This is a genomic window from Ensifer sp. Root954 (genome assembly GCF_001429005.1).
Classification (GTDB): Bacteria; Pseudomonadota; Alphaproteobacteria; order Rhizobiales; family Rhizobiaceae; genus Ensifer; species Ensifer adhaerens.
On the sequence record NZ_LMJM01000020.1, the window covers coordinates 89191 to 108010 of the forward strand.

An 18820-nucleotide genomic window follows, 5' to 3' on the forward strand; every position below is an offset into this window, starting at 1 on the left:
AAAAAGCTGGCATCTTTTGAAACCTCCCTGATTGGTTGCCGGAAGACGACCTATAGGCGAATCGCGCGCAACCGCCAAGTGCAGAAATCTTGCCATGGCGCCAATCGTCGCGGCTGCGACCTGTTTGCAACAGTCTCCGACATGCCTCCCGGGGTTTACGGCGGTGGGCTCTTCGTAGCAGAGTACGCCGCGATCGCCGACCGTGCATGCACGAAACGGCGGCATCTTGGGGAGGGTCCGCGGCAACCGGCACCGGCAATGACCGGACGGCGATGCGCGGTGGGAGTGAATTGACAAGGTTCCGGTTCGATATCGTCGCGGCACTGCTGCCGCTGATCACCCTTGGCTTCATGGCGTTTGCAGGGCCCGCGCGTGCTGTCGAGAAGCAGGAACTCGTGGTGGTCACCTCCTACCCGCCCTCCTTCTTCGAGCCCTTTCGCGCCGCTTTCGAACGCGCCAATGCCGACATGCGCGTGACGATCGTGCAGCGCAACACCGCGAGCGCCAGCCGCTTCGTCATTGAGAAGGCGGACGTGCCGGCCGACATCTTCTGGGCCTCGGCGGCCGATGCCTTCGAGCTCTTGAAACGCAACGGAAGCCTACGCCCGATCGCGCCACGCAACACCGGCGCACCGGATCATGTCTTCGGTTATCCCGTGAACGACCCACAGGGCTACTATCTGGGCTTCGCGCTGTCGGGCTACGGCTTCGTCTACAATCCCGCCCATCTCGCCCGGAGCAAACTGCCCGTGCCGGAGGACTGGCAAGATCTGCTGAACCCCGTCTATTCCGGCCAGATCGGCATCACCACGCCTTCCCGCTCGGGCACGACGCACCTGATCGTCGAAGCCTTGCTGCAAACCTACGGCTGGGAGAAAGGCTGGGCGATGCTGTCGCAGCTCGGCGGCAATCTCTCAACGGTTACCGCCCGCAGCTTCGGGGTTGCTTCGGGCGTGGCGCAGCGGCGCTTCAGCATCGGCATCACCATCGATTTCCTCGCCACCTCGCCGGATTTCGCCGGCGCCGGCAATGTCTTCGTCCTGCCGCCCGACACCGTGTTCGTGCCGGCAAGCATCGGCATTCTGTCCCGGGCGCGCAACGTGCCGGGAGCCGAACGCTTCGTCGATTTCGTGCTTTCGGAGGCTGGCCAGAAACTCCTGCTGTCGCCGGCAATCGCCCGTATTCCCGTCAATCCGGCGCTCAACAGCGGCCTGCTGCCGCAGGAAGACGGCGAGCGCCTGCTGAAATCCGGCGGCTTCGACGCCGCCCTGTCGGCGCGCAGATATGGCCTCGTCAATCTGATTTTCGACGACTATATCGTGCGCCGCCGGGCAGCCCTTGCCCGCCTGTGGAAGAGGGCCGCGGATCTGGAGGCGATGAACATCGAAGACGGGCAACGGCTGAGCATGCTGGCTCGGGCGCGGCGGCTGTTGGGTCAGCCTCCGCTTTCGGCAAGCGAAGTCGCCAATGTTGCTGAGGCCCTGCAAGGCGAATGGCCCCGCGGCGTCGCCCGCTCCCCTGCCCACGCAGAACTCGCGAGCCGCCTGCGCGCACTGATCGAACAGAACCTCAACGAGGCGGAGCAGCTGCTGTCCTCGGCGGCGCGATCTGGCGGTCCCGTCAATCTCCATCCGTGGCGGCAGTGACGATGGCGGTTCTCGAAACGACCGCACAGCAGCCGCGCTGGCGCTTCGGCATCGGCGCCCGCCTCGTGCTGGCCTTTGTCGCGATCGTCGGGCTCGCTGTCGGCGCCTGCCTGGTCGGTTGGCTTTCCTACGAGCGGCTGTCGGGCGAACTGTCGCGCATGGCGGATGAGCAGATGCCGCAGCTCGCCTTCGCGTCGCGACTCTCCAAGGCCGGGGCCGACATCGGCTCCGTGACGTCGGTACTTGCCGGCGCCGAAAGCCGCACCGAGTACGACGAGATCCGCGCCGTCTACGCGACGCGCCTCCAGACCCTTCGCGCCCTGCTCGAAGAAAACACGGCGCAGTCGAGCACGGCGGCGCTGCTGCCGCTCGCCGAGGCCATCGGCACCAATCTGAAAAAGATCGACCTTGCCGCGGGCAAGCGCTTCACGCTGCGCGAGGCGATGCGGTCGGACATCGACGAGTTGCGCTGGGTCCAGGCCGATCTTCTGGAAGAAGCCGATCCGTTGGTCGACGACATCCGCTTCAACATCGAAGCGGAGACCCGCAAGGGTCAGGGTGCGGCCGCACTCGCCGAACAGCACAAGAGCGAAGCGCTGCTGACCGTCGTCTCCCAGGCGAACCTTGCGACAGGCCTCATCGGTCGGCTGGTCAACGCCACGACCGAAGAGGAAATGCAGGAGACCAACGCCTTCCTCGGCGATAGCGCCGACGAACTGGCAAGCCGCATCCGCTCGCTCGACAGCTGGCCCGACAGCATCACCGTTCGGCAGCTTGCCGGGCGCATTCTCGACCAGTCCAACGCCTCGACGGGCATACCCAATCGCAAGCGCTCGGAAATGCTGCAGGCCAGCACACTTGCCGAACTTGCCGGCGAAAACGGCCGGCTCGTCGAGGAGCTTGGCCGCAAGATCGAAACGGAAGTGATCGCGATCGAGGCAAGCGCCGGGGACGCCGCCCGGCGCGCGGCTGCGGCAATCGAGACCGGGCGAAGCCTGCTGGTCGCGATCGCCATTCTCTCGGTGCTCGTCGCAAGCGCGATCGGCTATTTCTACGTCCACCGCAACCTCATTGCCCGTATCCGCCTGCTGGCGACGGCCGCCGGCGCGATCAGCGGGGGCCGGCACTCCACGGCGATCCCGCCGCCCGAGGCCGACGAACTCGGCGACCTCTCGCGTGCGCTCACCCTCTTTCGCCAGACCCGCGACGAGCTGATCCAGTCGGCAAAGCTTGCGGCCCTCGGCCAGATGGCGGCCGGCATCGGCCACGAACTCAATCAGCCTCTAGCCGCCCTTCGCGCCCATATTCACAGCGCCGCCACTCTAATCGGCCGCGGCAAGGGCGAGCAGGCCGTCAACAACCTCGACAAGATGAAGGGGCTGACGGGACGCATGGCAGACCAGATCAGTCATATCCGCCGCTTTGCCCGGCGGCCGGACGCGCAGCTGCGGCCGGTCGATCTCACCGCGGCGGTGCGGGACGCCCTCAGCCTGCTCGAACACCGTTTCGAGGAGGAGAACGTCGCCCTCGATCTTTCGTTGCCGCTGGACAGTTCGGCAATGGTCATGGCCGAACCGGTCCGGCTCGAGCAAGTCGCCGTCAATCTCGTCGGCAACGCGCTCGACGCCGTCGCTGGCCAGCCACTTCGGCGCGTGACCGTCAGCGTTGAAGTCACCGGCGGCGTCGCCCGGCTGATCGTCGGCGATACCGGGCACGGCATCGCCGCGGAAAGCCTGCCAGCCGTGTTCGATCCCTTCTTCACCACCAAGCCGGTAGGCTCGGGGCTCGGTCTCGGCCTGTCGATCTCCTACAACATCGTCAAGGATTTTGGCGGCGACATCACGATCCTCGACACCGGCCCGGCCGGCACACGATTCCTCGTATCCCTGAAAGGCCCGGAATGAGACCGGAAGCGGACATCATCCTGATAGACGACGACGCCAGCGTGCTTGAGGCCTGCTGCCAGGTGTTGGAACTGGAGGACTTCACAGTCTCCCCGCACGGTTCCGTCGTCGCGGCGCTCGCCGGCCTTCGCGCCGACAGCGACACCGTCATCGTCTCGGATGTGCGCATGCCCGATCATGACGGCTTCGACCTGGTCGCCGCCGTGCGCAAGGTCGATCCCGATATCCCGATCGTGCTGATGTCCGGACATGGCGATATCCCGATGGCGCTGCGTGCGATGCGCGAAGGTGCCTGGGATTTCCTGGAGAAGCCAGCCGATCCGGTGCACCTGATCGAAACCGTGCGCCGGGCCCGCGATCACCGTCGCCTGCTGCTGGAAAATCGGCAGCTGCGCCTCTCCGTCGACAAGGACGGCTGGGAGACGCGGCTGATCGGCCATTCGGCGCCGATGGTGGCGCTTCGCGAAAAGCTGCAGCGCATCGCTGCCGCCTCCGCCGACGTGCTGATCATCGGCGATACCGGCACCGGCAAGGAAGTGACCGCAAGGGCGCTGCACGATTTCAGCGGCCGCGAGGGCCGTTTCGTCGCCGTCAACTGCGGCGCCATCCCTGAGACCATGCTCGAATCCGAGCTTTTCGGCCATGAGGCCGGCGCCTTTACCGGCGCGCGCGAAAAGCGCATCGGCAAGATCGAATATGCCGATGGCGGCACGCTGTTTCTCGACGAGATCGAGTCCATGCCGATCGCAGCCCAGGTGCGGCTGCTACGCGTCCTGCAGGAGCGCGTCATCGAACGGCTCGGATCGAACGTCGAACTGCCAGTCAACATCTGTGTGGTGGCGGCAACGAAAGCCGACCTGCACGATGCCGCGCGGCGGGGAGAATTCCGCGAAGACCTCGCCTACCGCCTCGACATCGCCCGGGTCGAACTGCCGCCGCTCGCGCGCCGCAAGGGCGATGTCGGCCTTCTGTTCCAGCACTTCCTCAGCCTTGCCGCAAAGCGCCAGGGGCGCACTGCGCCGCCGGTCGGCGTCGATCTGCTGGCCGATCTCAACGCCCGGCCCTGGCCCGGCAACGTGCGTGAACTGCGCAATGTCGCGGAACGCTTCGTGCTCGGGCTCGAAGAGCGCCCGGACACCGAAGGCACGACCGCAGGCGGCGAGACGCTGGAAGCGCAGATGGACCGGCTGGAGCGGACCATCATCATCAACAGTCTCGCCAGACATGAGGGCCGCGTGGGTGCGACCGCCGATGCGCTCGGCATTTCCCGCAAGACGCTCTATCTGAAGATGCGCAAGTTCGACATCGACGCCCGGGGCGATGGCGACGAGGGGTAATGTTACCCTTTTGACCCCGCCTCGCCCGCCCCGATGTTACCCTTCTTACCCATTCCGACGTGAAACTGGCTGGTTTTGCGGGGTTTTTCGATCTGGCACGGGCCTTGCTCTCAATAGGACAGCCGCCAAGCACTGGCGGTCTATTGGGAGGAGATACCTATGTTGAAAACCATCGCAGCAGCGATGCTGATGTCGGCTGCCTTTATCGTGACGGCCCACGCCCAGGACGGCGGCAAGGTGACGATCGTCACTTCGTTCTCCAAGGACGTGACCGATCCGTTCAAGGCGGGCTTCGAGGCCGCCAATCCCGGCTTTACCCTCGACGTCCAGAACAAGAGCACCAGCTCGGGCGTGAAATACATCGACGAGACCAAGGTCAACAACCAGGTCGACCTGTTCTGGGCGTCGGCGCCTGACGCCTTCGACAGCCTGAAGAGCAAGGAACTCCTGGCCAAGTTCACCCCGTCGGTGACGGGCCTGCCCGAAAAAGTCGGCTCCTATCCGGTCAACGATCCGGACGGCTTCTACTTCGGCTTTGCCGCGTCGGGCTACGGCATCATGTCGAACGACCGCTATCTGGAAGCCAACAACCTGCCGAAGCCGGCCGAATGGGGCGACCTCGCCAAGCCGGAATACTTTGACCACGTCGCCATCGCCGCCCCGTCGCGCTCCGGCACCACCCACCTGACGATCGAGACGATCCTGCAGGGCGAAGGCTGGGACAAGGGCTGGGGCACGCTCAAGGGCATCGGCGGCAACCTGCAGCAGGTAACCGAGCGCTCCTTCGGCGTTCCCGACGCCGTCAACTCAGGCCAGACCGGCATCGGCATCGTCATCGACTTCTTCGCCTTCTCGGCTCAGGCAAGCGGCTTCCCGGTGAGCTTCGCCTATCCTTCGGTCACGACAGTCGTGCCGGCCAATATCGGCATCGTCGCCAATGCCCCGAACCAGGCCGGCGCCGAGGCCTTCGTCAACTACATCCTGTCGGAGAAGGGCCAGGAAGTCCTGCTCGAGCCGGCGATCCGTCGCCTGCCGATCAACCCGGCGCTCTACGCCAAGGCGCCCGAAGGCTTCCCGAACCCCTTCAAGGATCCGCGCTTCCAGTCGATGATCACCTTTGACAGCGACGTTTCGAAGAAGCGCACCGACGTCGTCGACACGCTGTTCGACCAGCTCATCTCCTTCCAGCTCGAAAACCTGAAGGGCGCCACCCAGGCGATCCATGCGGCCGAAAAGGCGCTCGCTGCCAACGAACAGCCGGCGGCCCGCGCGCTTCTTGACGAAGCCAAGGTCCTGGCTGCCGCCATGCCGATCACGGCGGAGGAGGCAGCCAGCAAGGAAACGCGCGACGCCTTTACCGGCGGCGAAGAGAAGACCGCACGCCAGGCGGAACTGGAGCAGAAGTGGGCCGCGTTCGCGACGGAGAAATATGCCGCCGCCAAGGCCAAGGCTGAAGAAGCCCTGAACCTCGTCGACTAACGCGCGACAGCGACCGCCTGCCCGACTGGCGGGCGGTCATGCTCCCAAAACATCATAGCTTCGCCGACCTTGGCGCGCCTTGCGCGCGCCCGGCTGGCCGAACTCACTCCGGAGTCTGCCCCATGGCGCTCGTCGCTTCCGTTCCCATCAGGCCCGCCGTGGCCAAACCAGGCCAGATCCTGGCGGTCTCGGTGATCGCCCTGTTCCTGACGATCTTCCTGGTCATCCCCGCCGGCACGGTCATCTACACCGCCTTTACCGAGAAGGGCACCGGTGCGCTGACCATCGTCAACTTCATCGACTTCTTCAACACCGACCTCTTCCGCCGGTCCTTCTTCAATTCGGTCTATGTGTCCGGCATGTCGGTCGTCTGGGCGAGTGCCATTGCGCTGCCGCTCGCGGTGCTCACGACCCGCTTCGACTTCCGCGGCTCGCTCATCATCCAGACGCTCGGCTTCGTGCCCCTGATCATGCCGCCCTTCGTCGGCGCGGTGGCGATGCAGCTTCTCTTCGGCCGCAACGGCACGGTGAACCTGCTTCTCAACGACTGGTTCGGCATCCGCATCCCCTTCATGGAGGGGCTGAACGGCGTCATCTTCGTGCAGTCGCTGCACTATTTCCCCTTCATCCTGATCAACCTGTCGACCAGCCTGCGCAATATCGACCGGTCGATGGAGGAAGCTGCCCAGAACCTCGGCTCCTCCGGCTTCCGGCTCTTCCGTCGCATCGTCTTTCCGCTTGCCATGCCCGGCTATCTCGCCGGCGCGTCGCTCGTCTTCGTCAAGGTCTTCGACGATCTGGCGACACCGCTGCTCCTCAACGTCAAGGACATGCTGGCGCCGCAGGCCTATCTCCGCGTCACCTCCGTCGGCCTCACCGACCCGATGGGCTACGTCATCTCGGTCATCCTCATCGCGGTCTCGATCTTCGCCATGTGGCTTTCGGCGGTCGCCATGCGCGGCAAGGACTATTCGACCGTGCAGCGTGGCGGCGGCGGCCTTTCCAGGCGCAAGCTCAGCCGCGGCGAAAGCGTCATCGCCTATGGCGTCGTCGCTCTGATCCTTCTCCTGGTGCTCTCGCCACACATCGGCCTGCTGCTGCTGTCCTTCGCAACGGTCTGGTCGTTCAGCCCGCTGCCGGACGCCTATACCGTTGCGCATTACGGCCGCGTCTTCGGCGAAAGCTCGCTCTACATCAAGAACACGCTGATCTACGCCAGCCTTGCCGGCCTGATCGACGTGATGATCGGCGGCGCCATCGCCTATCTGGTGCTGCGCACCAAGGTCGTCGGCCGCCGCTGGCTCGATTGGGCGGCCACCGCAGCGCTCGCGATCCCCGGCGTCGTGCTCGGCATCGGCTATCTCCGGACCTTCTACGGCATCACGCTGCCCGACGGTACACCGCTTGCAACGCTCTGGGTCATGGTGGTTTTGGCGCTTGCCATCCGCCGCCTGCCTTATGCGCTGAGGGCCTGCTACGCCGCCCTGCAACAGGTGTCGGAATCGCTCGAAGAAGCCGCCGAAAACCTCGGCGCGACCAAGCAGCGGACCATCCGCCGCATCGTCTTGCCGCTGATGACCGGCGGCCTGCTTGCCGGTTTCGTCACCAGCTTCTCGACGGCCGCCGTCGAGCTCTCGGCGACGCTGATGCTGATCCAGAGCAATTCGGACGCGCCGATCGCCTACGGGCTCTACGTCTTCATGCAATCGCCGGCCGGTCGCGGTCCGGGTGCGGCCCTCGGCGTCATCGCCGTGATCATGGTCGCGCTCTGCACGCTCCTGTCCCACTACGTCATCGAGCGCCGCCAGAAGGCGCTCGGGACGGCAAAATAATTCGGGAGGAAACAATGACAGTGAACATCAACAGCGCCGCACTCGCCGCCGGCCCCGCCAAGGCGATCAGCATCAGTGACGTCAATCTCTACTACGGCGCGCTGCACGTCCTGAAGAACATCAATCTCGAAATACAGCCGGGGGAATTCTTCGCCTTTCTCGGCCCGTCCGGCTGCGGCAAGACCACGCTTTTGCGGCTGATCGCCGGCTTCAACAACGCCCGTCAGGGCAAGGTCGTGATCGGCGGGCAGGACGTGCTCGACATGCCCGCATGGAAGCGCGACATCGGCATGGTCTTCCAGTCCTACGCGCTCTGGCCGCACATGACGGTCGCCGCCAATGTCGCCTTCGGCCTTGAAGAACGGCGCCTGCCACGCGCCGAGGTCGACCGTCGGGTCAAGGCGGCGCTGGACCTCGTCGGCCTCAAGCACCTCGCTGATCGCCGCCCGTCGCAACTTTCCGGCGGCCAGCAGCAGCGCGTGGCGCTCGCCCGCACCATCGCGATCGAACCGAAGGTGCTGTTGCTCGACGAGCCGCTGTCCAACCTCGACGCCAAGATGCGTGTCGAAGTCAGGCGCGAGCTGCGCGAGTTGCAGCAGCGGCTGCAACTGACGACGATCTTCGTCACCCACGACCAGGAAGAGGCCAACACCGTCTGCGACCGGATCGCCGTCTTCAACGAGGGCAGCATCCAGCAGGTGGGAACGCCGATGGGGCTCTACGAGAAGCCGGCCAACCTCTTCGTCGCCAACTTCCTCGGCACGGCCAACATTCTCGACGGCAAGGTGGCCGGCAGCGGCGCTGCCAGAAGCTTCGAGGTCGTGGGCGGCGGCTCCATCCCGATCCCTTCGGGGACCGAGGTCCCCGAAGGCGCCAAGCTCGTCTTCCGGCCGCAATATGCGACGATCGGCAGCCTCGAGCCCGGCGCCGTCGCGCTCGAGGGCATCATCGCGCATCGCGAGTTCCTGGGCGCGACCGTGCGCTATGGTGTCAGGATTGGGGCGGCGACGGTGCTGATCGACGCGCCGTTCCATTCCGGCGACGCGCTTCTCGAACCCGGCGCGACGACGACGCTCGGCCTCAAGCCGTCGTCGGCGCAATGGCTCGCCCACTAGAGCATACGACGCGCGTCCGCCGGTCTCGCCGGCGGGCGCGAGCTTCCCCATTTCAAGCAGCGCCAGATCGCTGACACCCGAGTTCCGCATGAAAAGAGATCTTCCAAGCCTCATCCTCATCCGCCACGGCGAAACCCAATGGAACGTCGCCGGCCGCCTGCAGGGCCGCAAGGACACGCCGCTGACCGCCAATGGCGTGCGCCAGGCACTCGCCGTCGGCCTGCGCCTTGCCGAACGGATCGCCGAGGAAGAAAAGAACCTGACCTTCTGGGTGAGCCCGCTCGGCCGCGCCCGCCAGACCGCATCGATCCTCGCCGACACCTGGTCGATCCCCTTCGATCGTTTTGCCGAGGCGGCTGCCCTTGCCGAACGCTCCTATGGCGCCTGGGAAGGGCTGGCCCATGACGAGATCGAGCGCGATCTTGCCGATCAGTACGATGCGCACAGCGCCGACCCGTTCGACTATTCGATGCCGGGCGGCGAAAGCCGGACGGCGCTTTCAGCGCGCCTTCAGGCCTGGCTCGACACGCTCGACCGCGGCCGCCGCCATGTCGTCGTCACCCATAGCGGTTGCCTCAGGGCCCTGCGCGGCATCTACACCGCCGCCTCGCGCGACGAGATTCTTGCCTATCGCGAGCCGCAGACCGCCTCGTTCCTTCTGACCGCGGGTCGCGAGACCATGCTCGACGTGCCCCTCAACATCCTGCGCGCCCTTGGCTGCGATGGCGCAGGAAGGACCGTCTGGATCTGATCGACAAGGCCGCCGCAACCAACCCAAAGAAACGCCGCGCATGGAAACCATGCGCGGCGTTCGATGTTCAGAGCGATGTGTTGCCGCCTCAGAAACTCACCTTCAGCTTGGCGTTGACGCCGTTGTCGGAAACGCCTGAGGCGATCTGGCCGGTGTAGTTGACGCCGAAGGTCGCGGCCGGAGCGATCTTGAAGTCGATGCCCGCTTCGACGAGTGCCGCATCCCGGGCAATCGGCGCACCGCCGACGGTAAAGCCCTGGCCGCCGGCAAAGGCAAGCGTGGAGGTCGGCACGACATCGCCGAAGGCATGGCGCCAGCCGACGGTGCCACTCAGAACCGCCGCCGTTTCGCCGAAAGAAACGTCGGTCGAGGTGCGCACGCCAATCGTCGTGAAGGTCGTGTCGTTGTTGTTCGAGCGGCCGGAGAGCGCCGCTGCCCCGCCCTTTTCACGGAAACCGTCCGTGTCGAGGTTGAGATAGGCGAGATTGGCGAAGCCTTCGAAATCGAAGCGACCGGCACTCGCGGCATAGCTCGCCTCGCCGAAGATCTGGGCGGTGCGGGCGTCATAGGCCGCCGACAGGCTGTCGTCGAAACCGCCGAAGGACACGCTGCGCGTCGTTTCGATGCGATGCCAGCTATAGGTCGCACCCGCTGTCAGCGACAGCGCGCCAAGCCCGGTCCCGGCATAGGCACCGATGTGGTAGTTGTCGCTGTCCCCGGAGGAACGACGGTCGACCACATCGAAGGACGAGCGGCTGTAGCCGCCGAAGAGACCGGCGCGCCAGTTATCGCCGACGAGGCCATCGGCGCCCATGAGAAAGCCGCCGACGTTACGCTGGAAGCCCGCCGCATTGCCGTTGCCATCCGTATCGCCCCAGGTGCCGAAGGCCTGGCTCCAGAAGGCGAAGCGGTCCGTATCGGCAGCAACGCTTTCGATGCCGCCTTCGCCATAGACAAGCACTGGCGTCGCCTTGGTGCTGTCATCGCCGAAAGCCGCGCGGATGCGGTTGGTGGCTGCAGCGTTCAGGAGCAGGCCGTCCTGCAGCAACATACCCTTGGTCGAGGCATAGATTTCACCCGAGAGCTGGTCGAAGGCAAAACGCGCCTGCGCGCGGTCGAGGTTGGTGAGCGCCGAATAGGCTGCATTGGAGAAGCCGAGGCTTTCAGCGGCGATCGCCGTTGCCCGCTGGTTGGCGGTTTCCGTGACATCCGCGAAGCGGATGTCGTTGCGGCTGAGTGTCAGCGTCACGTTGTTGGCGTCGTAGCCGAGCGTCGGATCGAGGAAGACGAGGCTCGATGCGACGTCGGCAAAGGTACCGGTCACGCCGCCGGCCGCCGTCAGGATCGTGTAGTTGGTCTGCGGCGCATAGCTGCCATTGGCTGCGAGCGCCAGGACAGAGCCGCCATTGAGCGTCGCCTTGCCTGACGCGACGATCTTGTCGCTCTCGCCCTTGTCGTTGGCCTCGACCTCATAGGTCGAGCCCGCTGCAAAATTAATATCTCCGGCAACGTTGAGCGTGCCGATCGAATTGCCGGGGGCAATCACGCCGCCGTCGGCAATCGTGATGCTGCCGAACGTCCCGATGCCGCCGATGGCGCCGTCCTTTTCGATGGTGAGCGCTGAAGACGAGGCGATCGACCCTTGCACCGAAAGCAGGCCGGACTTGACCACGGTCGCGCCGGTATAGGTGTTCTGGCCGTTAAGCACGAGCGCGCCGGGGCCGAGCTTGGTGAGACCGCCGCTGCCGCTGATCGCCTTGTTGACGGCAACCACGTTGGCGGCGTCCGCCACGTCGAGCGCGCCACCGGCACCTTCGAGAACGATATCGCGGTCGATCTGATGCATGTCGCGACCGGCGATCCTGAGGGCCCCGCCATCGAGCCTCAGTTTCGCTGCTGCGCTGCCAAGCGCAGCGTCCTCTTCGACGACAACGGTACCTCCGTCGGTCACCAGCGTTTCGCCGATGAACGAATGATCGTCGATGCAATAGTCGCGGATCGCCTGCTGGAAGCGCGGATCGCTGCTCTTGCAATCAAGCAGCGTCTTCTTCTCCTGGTCGGTCAGACCGGCCAGAATTGGCAGGCCGTTCTCGTCGGCGATCTGGCCGAGATAGACGTCGTTGCGCATGTTGTTGCGGCTAAGGTTGAAGACCTTGCCCTTCTCGGCGAAGGTCGATGCTTCATCGCCCCAGACGATCCGGGTCCTGGCCGTCGCTGTCGCCGGATCCGTGTAGTTCTGCAGCACCGGACCGACCCAGCGCACCGTGTGCGCAACCGGCTCGTGGTCCGAAAGCGGCGTCTTCGATCCATCCGGATTGGTCACGTAGCTGACGTCGGTGATGACGCCCGAATAGGGATCCTTCGGATCGTCGGCGAGCGTCCACCACTTGCCGAAAGGACGAGACGCCAGGAAGTGATCGATCTTGACCCGGTGCCAGCTTGCCCAGGTGTTGGTGGCGTCTTCGCCGTGCGACGGCCAGGTGACACTGCCGTCGTTCAAGCCATGCGGCGAGAACTGCTCGCGCTCGTTTGGAAGCTGCAAGATCTGGAACTGCTTCTTCAGGATGTTCATCGTCTGCGGCAGGTTGCCGGCAACCGGGTACATCTCGTCGGCGAAGAGGCCAGAGGGAACCGTCGAGCCGTTGATCGCCGAAGCACTCTTGCCCTTCCACTCGGCGATATAGGCATCTAGCTTCTGCTGATCCTTGGCATAGTCGCGCAAGAGGCTCAGATAGAAGCTGTTGCTCGGGCTCTTGACGTAGGTCTTCAGCAGCAATTCCTGCTGGCTGATCGAATGCAGGCCGCGTTCCGAGACATCGCCGGCATTGAAATCACCGGTGAGGATGATCGGCCGCGTCTCGGACTTCGCCCATTGATTGATGCCCTTGGCCTCGCTGATGCGGGTCGTCGGCGGGTCGTAATAGTTGAGGTGAGTGGTGCCGACGACCACCTGCGGCTTGCTGACGGTCGGATCGGCCACCGTGTAGGTCACGATGTCGCCGAGTGTGCTGGCGCCGAAGGTGCCGGGGAGACGCGAGAACACGCCGGTATCGCTGTCCTGACGCGTCGCGTAGGTGCCAAGGCCCGCATTCTTCAGGATGCCGGGAATGTCGCGTGCGTAGGTGCTGTTGGCGCGGAACTCCTGGAAGGTCAGGATGTCGTAGTTCCCCTTGATGAAGAAGTCCGACATCACGCTCGGGTTGGCCTTGAAGCGGTCCAGCCAGGTGTTGAGCGTCAGGATCTTCATGCTGTCGTCGGCGGAGCGCGCCTCGGCCGCCGAGAGCGTCAGGCTCGTTCCGCACAGAAGGATCGCCGTCGCCAGGCGCAACGGTTGCGCAAGGCGCGCAAAAGCCCGCACCCCGCGGAGGTGGTGTCCACGTTGTCTCATATCTTGCTCCAATGTCGCGATGCGAACACGCTCCGTCACAAGACCTTCATGGCGATGGTATTGATGTGCGGAAGAGTTCACTGAAATGTACGATTACGGACATTAAGCGAGTCAAATGTCAGTTTTACAACATTTCATGGGGCGCCATAAAATTTCGCGCGGCCCATAGGTGCTGCGCTGATTTCCTTGGAGATCGGCGTCGGCCCTATGGTAGCAAAGCGTGCTGAGGGGCAATCAGGATGAGGGTGATGGACGATCGGGATATTTCGGATGGGGACAAGAAGACGCGCCGGCAGGCGCAGCTTCTCAGCCACCTCGAGAAGAACCACTATATCTCGATCGAGGAGATCACCGGCCTGTTCGGCGTCACCACCCAGACGGCACGGCGCGATATCATGGCGCTCGAACAGGAGGGCAAGGTGCGGCGCCTGCACGGCGGCGCGACCATTGCGACTCCGGTTGATCCCAACATCTACCGCCAGCGGCGCATCGACAACGCGGAGGTGAAGGAACGCATCGGGCAACTGACCGCCGAGCTTGTTGCCGACGGCGCTGCCGTCTTCCTCGACACCGGCACGACCTGCGAAGCGGTGGCGCGCGGACTGCTCAAGCGCCGCGATCTTCGTGTCGTCACCTACAGTCTGCGCGTCGCAACCACGCTCAGCGAAAGCAGCAGCTTTGCCGTCGCGGTGCCCGGCGGCTTCGTGCGGCAAGTGGATGCCGGCGTGTTTCGCGAGGAGACCGCCGACTATATCCGCAAGTTCAAATTCGACGTCGCCATCATCTCGGTCAGCGGCATCGATCAGGACGGCGATATCGGCGACGACGACCATGCCGAAGTCGCCGCCGTCTCGGCCGCGATGCGCCAGGCCGAGCGGGTGATCCTCGCCGTCGACAGCAGCAAGTTTGGCCGGCGTGCGCTGGTGCGTCTGGCTTCGCTTGCCGATATCGATGCGTTGGTAACCAATGAATTGCCGGAGAAGCGTCTCGTCTCGCTACTGCGCGAACACGGCGTCAGCATTCATTGCTAGTGCAAGGGCCGAAGCGATGGAAGCCCGCGGCGATCTCTTGCCAGGGGCTTGAAACCTTTGGTGCGGCACCACACATAGGCATCAGGAAATTGCCCGTGGAGCCTGACGGACATGATCAACCGAAGGCTCCGGGCGTAGTTCGCGCGCAAACGCTGACCACGGATGTACTGGCAGTGTGACGCAGCGAGCGGGAAAAGGTCGGCATTGCCGGCCTTTTTTGTTTTGAACGCCGGCGAAGGCTCATATGGCCGGCCCTACCAGCGAAGCGCCCAGCGGCCGCCCAACGCCCCAAGCACCGTCAGCATGAGGACCGCGATCGTGTACCAGGTCGCGACGAAAAGCGGTGAATCGTCCGGGCAGTGGGCCGCGTAGAAGGTCGCGGCGATGCCGCCGGCCGCGAGCCCTGCCAGGGCGCCTGCAAGCCCGGGACGCGACGGGGCGCCATGGCGCAGTGCGAGAAGGAACAGCGCCAAGGGCGCAACGCCGATCAGCGGAATGAAGGTCATGCAGACCAAATAGTTGGTTCCAACGAGTTTCGTCACCCAGCTACCGGATGGCACTGCAAGAAGCTCGAGCAACACGCCGCCGACAACGAGCGCCGGCGCGACGGCAAGGTAGGGCATCAGCTTGCGCGGATCCGCGTCGGGCCATGCGGCAACGCGCATGGCCGCAAAAGCGGCCGTGGCGAGCGCGATAGTCACCACGAATTTGAACAGGAACCGCACCGTCTCGGCGGCAGCGGCGATATCCGGCCGCGGCCCGAGCAGGATCGAGAACACGACACCGGCAAGGACGAGTGCGCCGATGGCGACGCCGGACCATACGGTGTTCATCGGCAGGCCGGGTCGCCGATTGTCCGCTGCGAGAGCCTTGATGAGGTCGTTCGTGTCCATGGTCAGTTTCGTCCAAATCGGCGGGCGATTGCAGCAAGGCCTCGGTGAAGCGCCACCCGAACCGCCGTTTCATTCATGTCCAGTTTCTGCGCCGTCTCAGCCACCGTGAAACCCTCGATCGAAATCGCGTTGACCACTGAGCGCTGCCCAGGTGCCAGCCCTTCCAGCGCCCGGCCGATTTCCCAATCCCTGGCCTTTTCCGTCTCGACGCTTGCCAGCGTGTCTTCAAGCCCCTCGATGCCGACCGTCGGGCGGCGAGCCTGACGACGCACGGCATCGACGTATTTGTGCCTGGCAATGGCATGCAGCCACGGTATGACCGGCGCATCCTCCCGCCAGGTGTGGCGCTTGACGTGCGCTGCCAGCAGCGCCTCCTGCACGACGTCCTCGGCATCGACGCCTCCGCCGATGGTCCAACGTCGGGCCCAGCCACGGATCGCCTGCGCTGCGTCCCGCAGGAAGTCGGCATAGGCTTTTTCGTCGCCGGCCACGGCCGCGCGGAGAAGTCTTGCGAGATGTTCGTCGTCCGCGCCGCTCACCCGCGCCTTTCCTCCCCATTCGCCGATTCCCGGCGTTTGTTACACGGCTATCTCAAATTCGCGGCCGCTGTCTCCTCAGACCGACCTCGCAAGCCCATCACGAAAGCGTGTTGCCAACGTTATGTAACGCCCGGTGTCGCCGCGGCGAAAGACCCGATGTGCGCCTCAGACAGGACGCACGGGAACAGTTCAACACGGAGATAATATGATGTCCATGAAGTCCACGATCAGCAGCGCAATGCTGGCAAGCGCGGTCGCCGCCGCCCTGTCGTCGCTCGCGGTTGCGAGCCCACTGACTGAAGCGCAGGTCAAGTCCGCCATGGATGCCGGCAAGGAGAAATGCTTCGGCGTCGCGCTCAAGGGCCAGAACGATTGCGCCGCCGGCCCGGGCACAACGTGCCAGGCAACATCCACCGTCGACTATCAGGGCAATGCCTGGAAATTCGTCGACGGCGGCACCTGCACGACGATGAAGCTGCCCGACGGCCGCATGGGTTCGCCCGAGGCGCTTTCGCGCGACATGCCGTCCTGATCGATCGCAATTCAGGAACGGGACGCGGGGCGATCGCGTCCCGTTCCGCCTCGGTTTTCAAGGGGTAGCGGTCCAGGGACGTTCCCACCCGCCATCCAGGGTCTCAGGATTATGACGGGATTGGCAATGCGCACATCAACGGACGACGGCAGCAGACTTGCCCCGGTAGGTCCTCACCTGCCGAAACACGAAATCACCGGGCTCGCCGGAACGAGCTTCAAGCATCAGCACCTCCAGGCGATCCTTGCCGATGATGCCTGCGGCGGCTTCTTCGAAATTCATGCGGAGAACTACATGGGTGCCGGCGGACCGCCGCATGCGGCGCTCGCCCGCATTCGCCAGGATTTTCCGGTGTCTCTGCATGGTGTCTGCATGTCGATCGGCGGCCCACAGCCGCTCGACAAGGCGCACCTGGGGCGGTTCAAGGCACTGGTCGACCGCTATGAACCGGCCCTCGTCTCCGAGCATCTCGCCTGGTCGACCCACGAGACCACCTTCTACAACGATCTCTTGCCGCTGCCCTACACCGAGGCGACCGTTGCCCGCGTATCCGATCATATCGACGAGGTCCAGGACGCGATCGGCCGCCGGCTGCTGCTCGAAAACCCGTCGACCTACGTCACCTTCCAGGATTCGACGATGAGCGAAACGGTATTCATCCGAGAACTGGTGAAGCGCACCGGCTGCGGGCTGCTGCTCGACATCAACAATGTCTTCGTTTCCGCCACCAACCAGGGCTATTCGGCGCTTGCCTATCTCGATGACTTCCCACTTGAACATGTCGGAGAAATTCACCTTGCCGGGCATGCGGAGCAGCAAGACGACGAAGGCGACCTGCTCCTGATCGACAGCCATGACGGGCCGGTTGCCGACGCCGTCTGGAAACTCTACGACATCGTCATCGCCCGCGTCGGCGCCATCCCGACGCTGATCGAGTGGGACGGCGCCATTCCGGACTGGCCGGTCTTGAAACGCGAGGCCACGGCGGCGCAGACGATCCTCGATGCCTACGGGCAGCGGATATCGCGGGAGAAGATCCGTGTCCGCGCCTGACGGGTTGCTCCCCATGCCTCTTGACCGCATCGGCAATTATGCCGCCGGTTTCGTGCCGCCGCTGCTCGCACCTGACCGGCCGACGCCGGCTCTGGTCGCCGGCCCGAACGGCAAGGCGGCGGTGAAGCGCTTCAATGTCTACCGCAACAACGTCACCGTCAGCCTGATCGAAGCGCTGGCGGCGACCTTCCCGGCGACCGAACGCATTACCGGCGAAGCTTTCTTTCGCGCCATGGCCCGCTTTCACGTGCGCGAAACACCGCCAGTCTCGCCGCTGCTCTTCGAATATGGCCGCGACTTTCCGGGTTTCATTGCCCGCTACGAGTATGCCCAATCCATGCCATGGCTTGCCGATGTAGCAAGGATCGAACGGGCCTGGCTCGACGCCTATCACGCCGCCGACGCCCCGGCGCTTCCGCCTTCTGCACTTTCCCTGATTGCGCCCGAGCAGCTCGGCGGCGTCGTCTTCGATCCGCATCCGGCGACCAGGCTTGTCCGTTCCGATTATCCGGCCGTCACGATCTTTGCCGTCAACCGCGAGAGCGGGCCGGTCGGACGAATCGAAACGGCTGATGCGGAGAGCGCGCTGATCACCCGCCCTGACCTGGAGGTCATCGTTCGCCGTCTCGCGCCCGGCGCCGATCTTCTGCTTTCGCGGCTGCTGGCAGGCATCCCCCTCGCCGCGGCTGCTGCGGATGCCGCCACGCAATGCCCCACGCTTGATCTCGCAGCCGCAATCGCCACCGCGCTCGAAGCGGGGGCCTTTACGGCAACTCATCACGGAGGATGAAACCATGATGTCCGCATCCAGATTTTCGCAAAACGGCCACACAGCCGATCTGTCGCAATGGACCCGTCGGGCGAACCGAGCCGTCGGCGCGCTCGCGCCGCTCTGGCTCTCCCAGCTTGTCCTGCGCTTCGGCCTTGCCGTTCCCTTCTTTCGGTCAGGCATGAGCAAGTGGGACGGGTTCCTGCAATTGAACGACGTGGCGGTCCTGCTGTTCAGCTCGGAATTCCGGCTGCATCTACCCGGCGGCCCCTATCCCTATCCGGCTCCCGCCGTGACGGCCTTTGCCGCCGGTTCGGCGGAAATCATTCTTCCCATCTTGCTTGTCTTTGGCCTGGGAACGCGTTTTGCCGCCCTCGGGCTGCTGGTCATGACGATTGTTGTGCAGCTGACCGTACCGGACGGCTGGCCCATCCACATCACCTGGGCTGCCATGGCGCTCGCGCTGATGGCCTCGGGTCCCGGGAGGCTGTCGCTCGACCACGCATTGTGCGCCTGGCGCAAGGGCGAGCGATAGGCCGCGCGCGATCCCG

At 64.6% G+C, this 18820-nt stretch carries 15 protein-coding genes; 12 read left to right on the forward strand and 3 right to left on the reverse strand.

What is annotated here, in order from left to right; genetic code table 11:
* The first annotated feature begins 290 nt into the window (after positions 1-290).
* From ASE71_RS11085 to ASE71_RS11115, 7 genes are all read left to right on the forward strand, one after another.
* Entirely contained in the window at positions 291-1646 is a 1356-nt protein-coding gene (locus tag ASE71_RS11085; protein WP_060539374.1) for an ABC transporter substrate-binding protein, read from the forward strand.
* A gap of 2 nt (positions 1647-1648) precedes the next feature.
* Positions 1649-3550 carry an ATP-binding protein gene (locus ASE71_RS11090; protein WP_060519956.1) on the forward strand — a complete coding sequence of 634 codons (1902 nt, stop codon included), beginning with the start codon at positions 1649-1651 and terminating at the stop codon, positions 3548-3550.
* A complete protein-coding gene (locus ASE71_RS11095; protein WP_060519958.1) occupies positions 3547-4887 on the forward strand; it encodes a sigma-54-dependent transcriptional regulator in 1341 nt (446 codons plus the stop codon). Before ASE71_RS11090 ends, ASE71_RS11095 begins: the two co-directional genes overlap by 4 nt.
* Positions 4888-5046: 159 nt before the next feature.
* Positions 5047-6366, forward strand: a complete 1320-nt coding sequence (locus tag ASE71_RS11100; protein WP_060519960.1) for an ABC transporter substrate-binding protein — start codon at positions 5047-5049, stop codon at positions 6364-6366.
* A gap of 122 nt (positions 6367-6488) precedes the next feature.
* Positions 6489-8198: an ABC transporter permease gene (locus ASE71_RS11105; protein ID WP_082566563.1), complete on the forward strand. Its 1710-nt coding sequence runs from the start codon at positions 6489-6491 to the stop codon at positions 8196-8198.
* 14 nt (positions 8199-8212) lie between these two features.
* Complete coding sequence (locus ASE71_RS11110) at positions 8213-9313, forward strand: ABC transporter ATP-binding protein (RefSeq protein ID WP_060519962.1); 1101 nt, start codon at positions 8213-8215, stop codon at positions 9311-9313.
* Between the two features lie 88 nt (positions 9314-9401).
* On the forward strand, positions 9402-10064 hold the full coding sequence (locus tag ASE71_RS11115) for a histidine phosphatase family protein (protein WP_034790208.1): 663 nt from the start codon (positions 9402-9404) through the stop codon (positions 10062-10064).
* Between the two features lie 88 nt (positions 10065-10152).
* On the opposite strand, the gene ASE71_RS11120 is transcribed toward ASE71_RS11115, so the two are convergent.
* Complete coding sequence (locus ASE71_RS11120) at positions 10153-13452, reverse strand: autotransporter domain-containing protein (RefSeq protein ID WP_082566564.1); 3300 nt, start codon at positions 13450-13452, stop codon at positions 10153-10155.
* Between the two features lie 248 nt (positions 13453-13700).
* On the opposite strand from ASE71_RS11120, the gene ASE71_RS11125 reads away from it, so the two are divergent.
* On the forward strand, positions 13701-14483 hold the full coding sequence (locus ASE71_RS11125; RefSeq protein ID WP_413814633.1) for a DeoR/GlpR family DNA-binding transcription regulator: 783 nt from the start codon (positions 13701-13703) through the stop codon (positions 14481-14483).
* 254 nt (positions 14484-14737) lie between these two features.
* Here the strand turns inward: ASE71_RS11125 and ASE71_RS11130 are convergent, their stop codons facing one another.
* The gene (locus ASE71_RS11130) at positions 14738-15376 is read right to left on the reverse strand and encodes an NrsF family protein (protein ID WP_060519966.1); all 639 of its coding nucleotides are present in this window, start codon (positions 15374-15376) and stop codon (positions 14738-14740) included.
* Positions 15377-15378: 2 nt separating this feature from the next.
* The gene (locus ASE71_RS11135; RefSeq protein ID WP_060519968.1) at positions 15379-15915 is read right to left on the reverse strand and encodes a sigma-70 family RNA polymerase sigma factor; all 537 of its coding nucleotides are present in this window, start codon (positions 15913-15915) and stop codon (positions 15379-15381) included.
* Between the two features lie 208 nt (positions 15916-16123).
* Here ASE71_RS11135 and ASE71_RS11140 point away from each other — a divergent pair, with 208 nt between their 5' ends.
* The 4 genes from ASE71_RS11140 (at position 16124) to ASE71_RS11155 (ending at position 18804) form a co-directional block, all read left to right on the forward strand.
* A complete protein-coding gene (locus ASE71_RS11140) occupies positions 16124-16447 on the forward strand; it encodes a DUF2282 domain-containing protein (protein ID WP_034790329.1) in 324 nt (107 codons plus the stop codon).
* A 126-nt stretch (positions 16448-16573) separates the two neighbouring features.
* Entirely contained in the window at positions 16574-17500 is a 927-nt protein-coding gene (locus ASE71_RS11145; protein WP_113293673.1) for a DUF692 domain-containing protein, read from the forward strand.
* A gap of 13 nt (positions 17501-17513) precedes the next feature.
* The gene (locus tag ASE71_RS11150; protein WP_060519970.1) at positions 17514-18290 is read left to right on the forward strand and encodes a DNA-binding domain-containing protein; all 777 of its coding nucleotides are present in this window, start codon (positions 17514-17516) and stop codon (positions 18288-18290) included.
* 4 nt (positions 18291-18294) lie between these two features.
* Complete coding sequence (locus tag ASE71_RS11155; protein ID WP_060519972.1) at positions 18295-18804, forward strand: DoxX family protein; 510 nt, start codon at positions 18295-18297, stop codon at positions 18802-18804.
* The last annotated feature ends 16 nt before the right edge of the window (positions 18805-18820 follow it).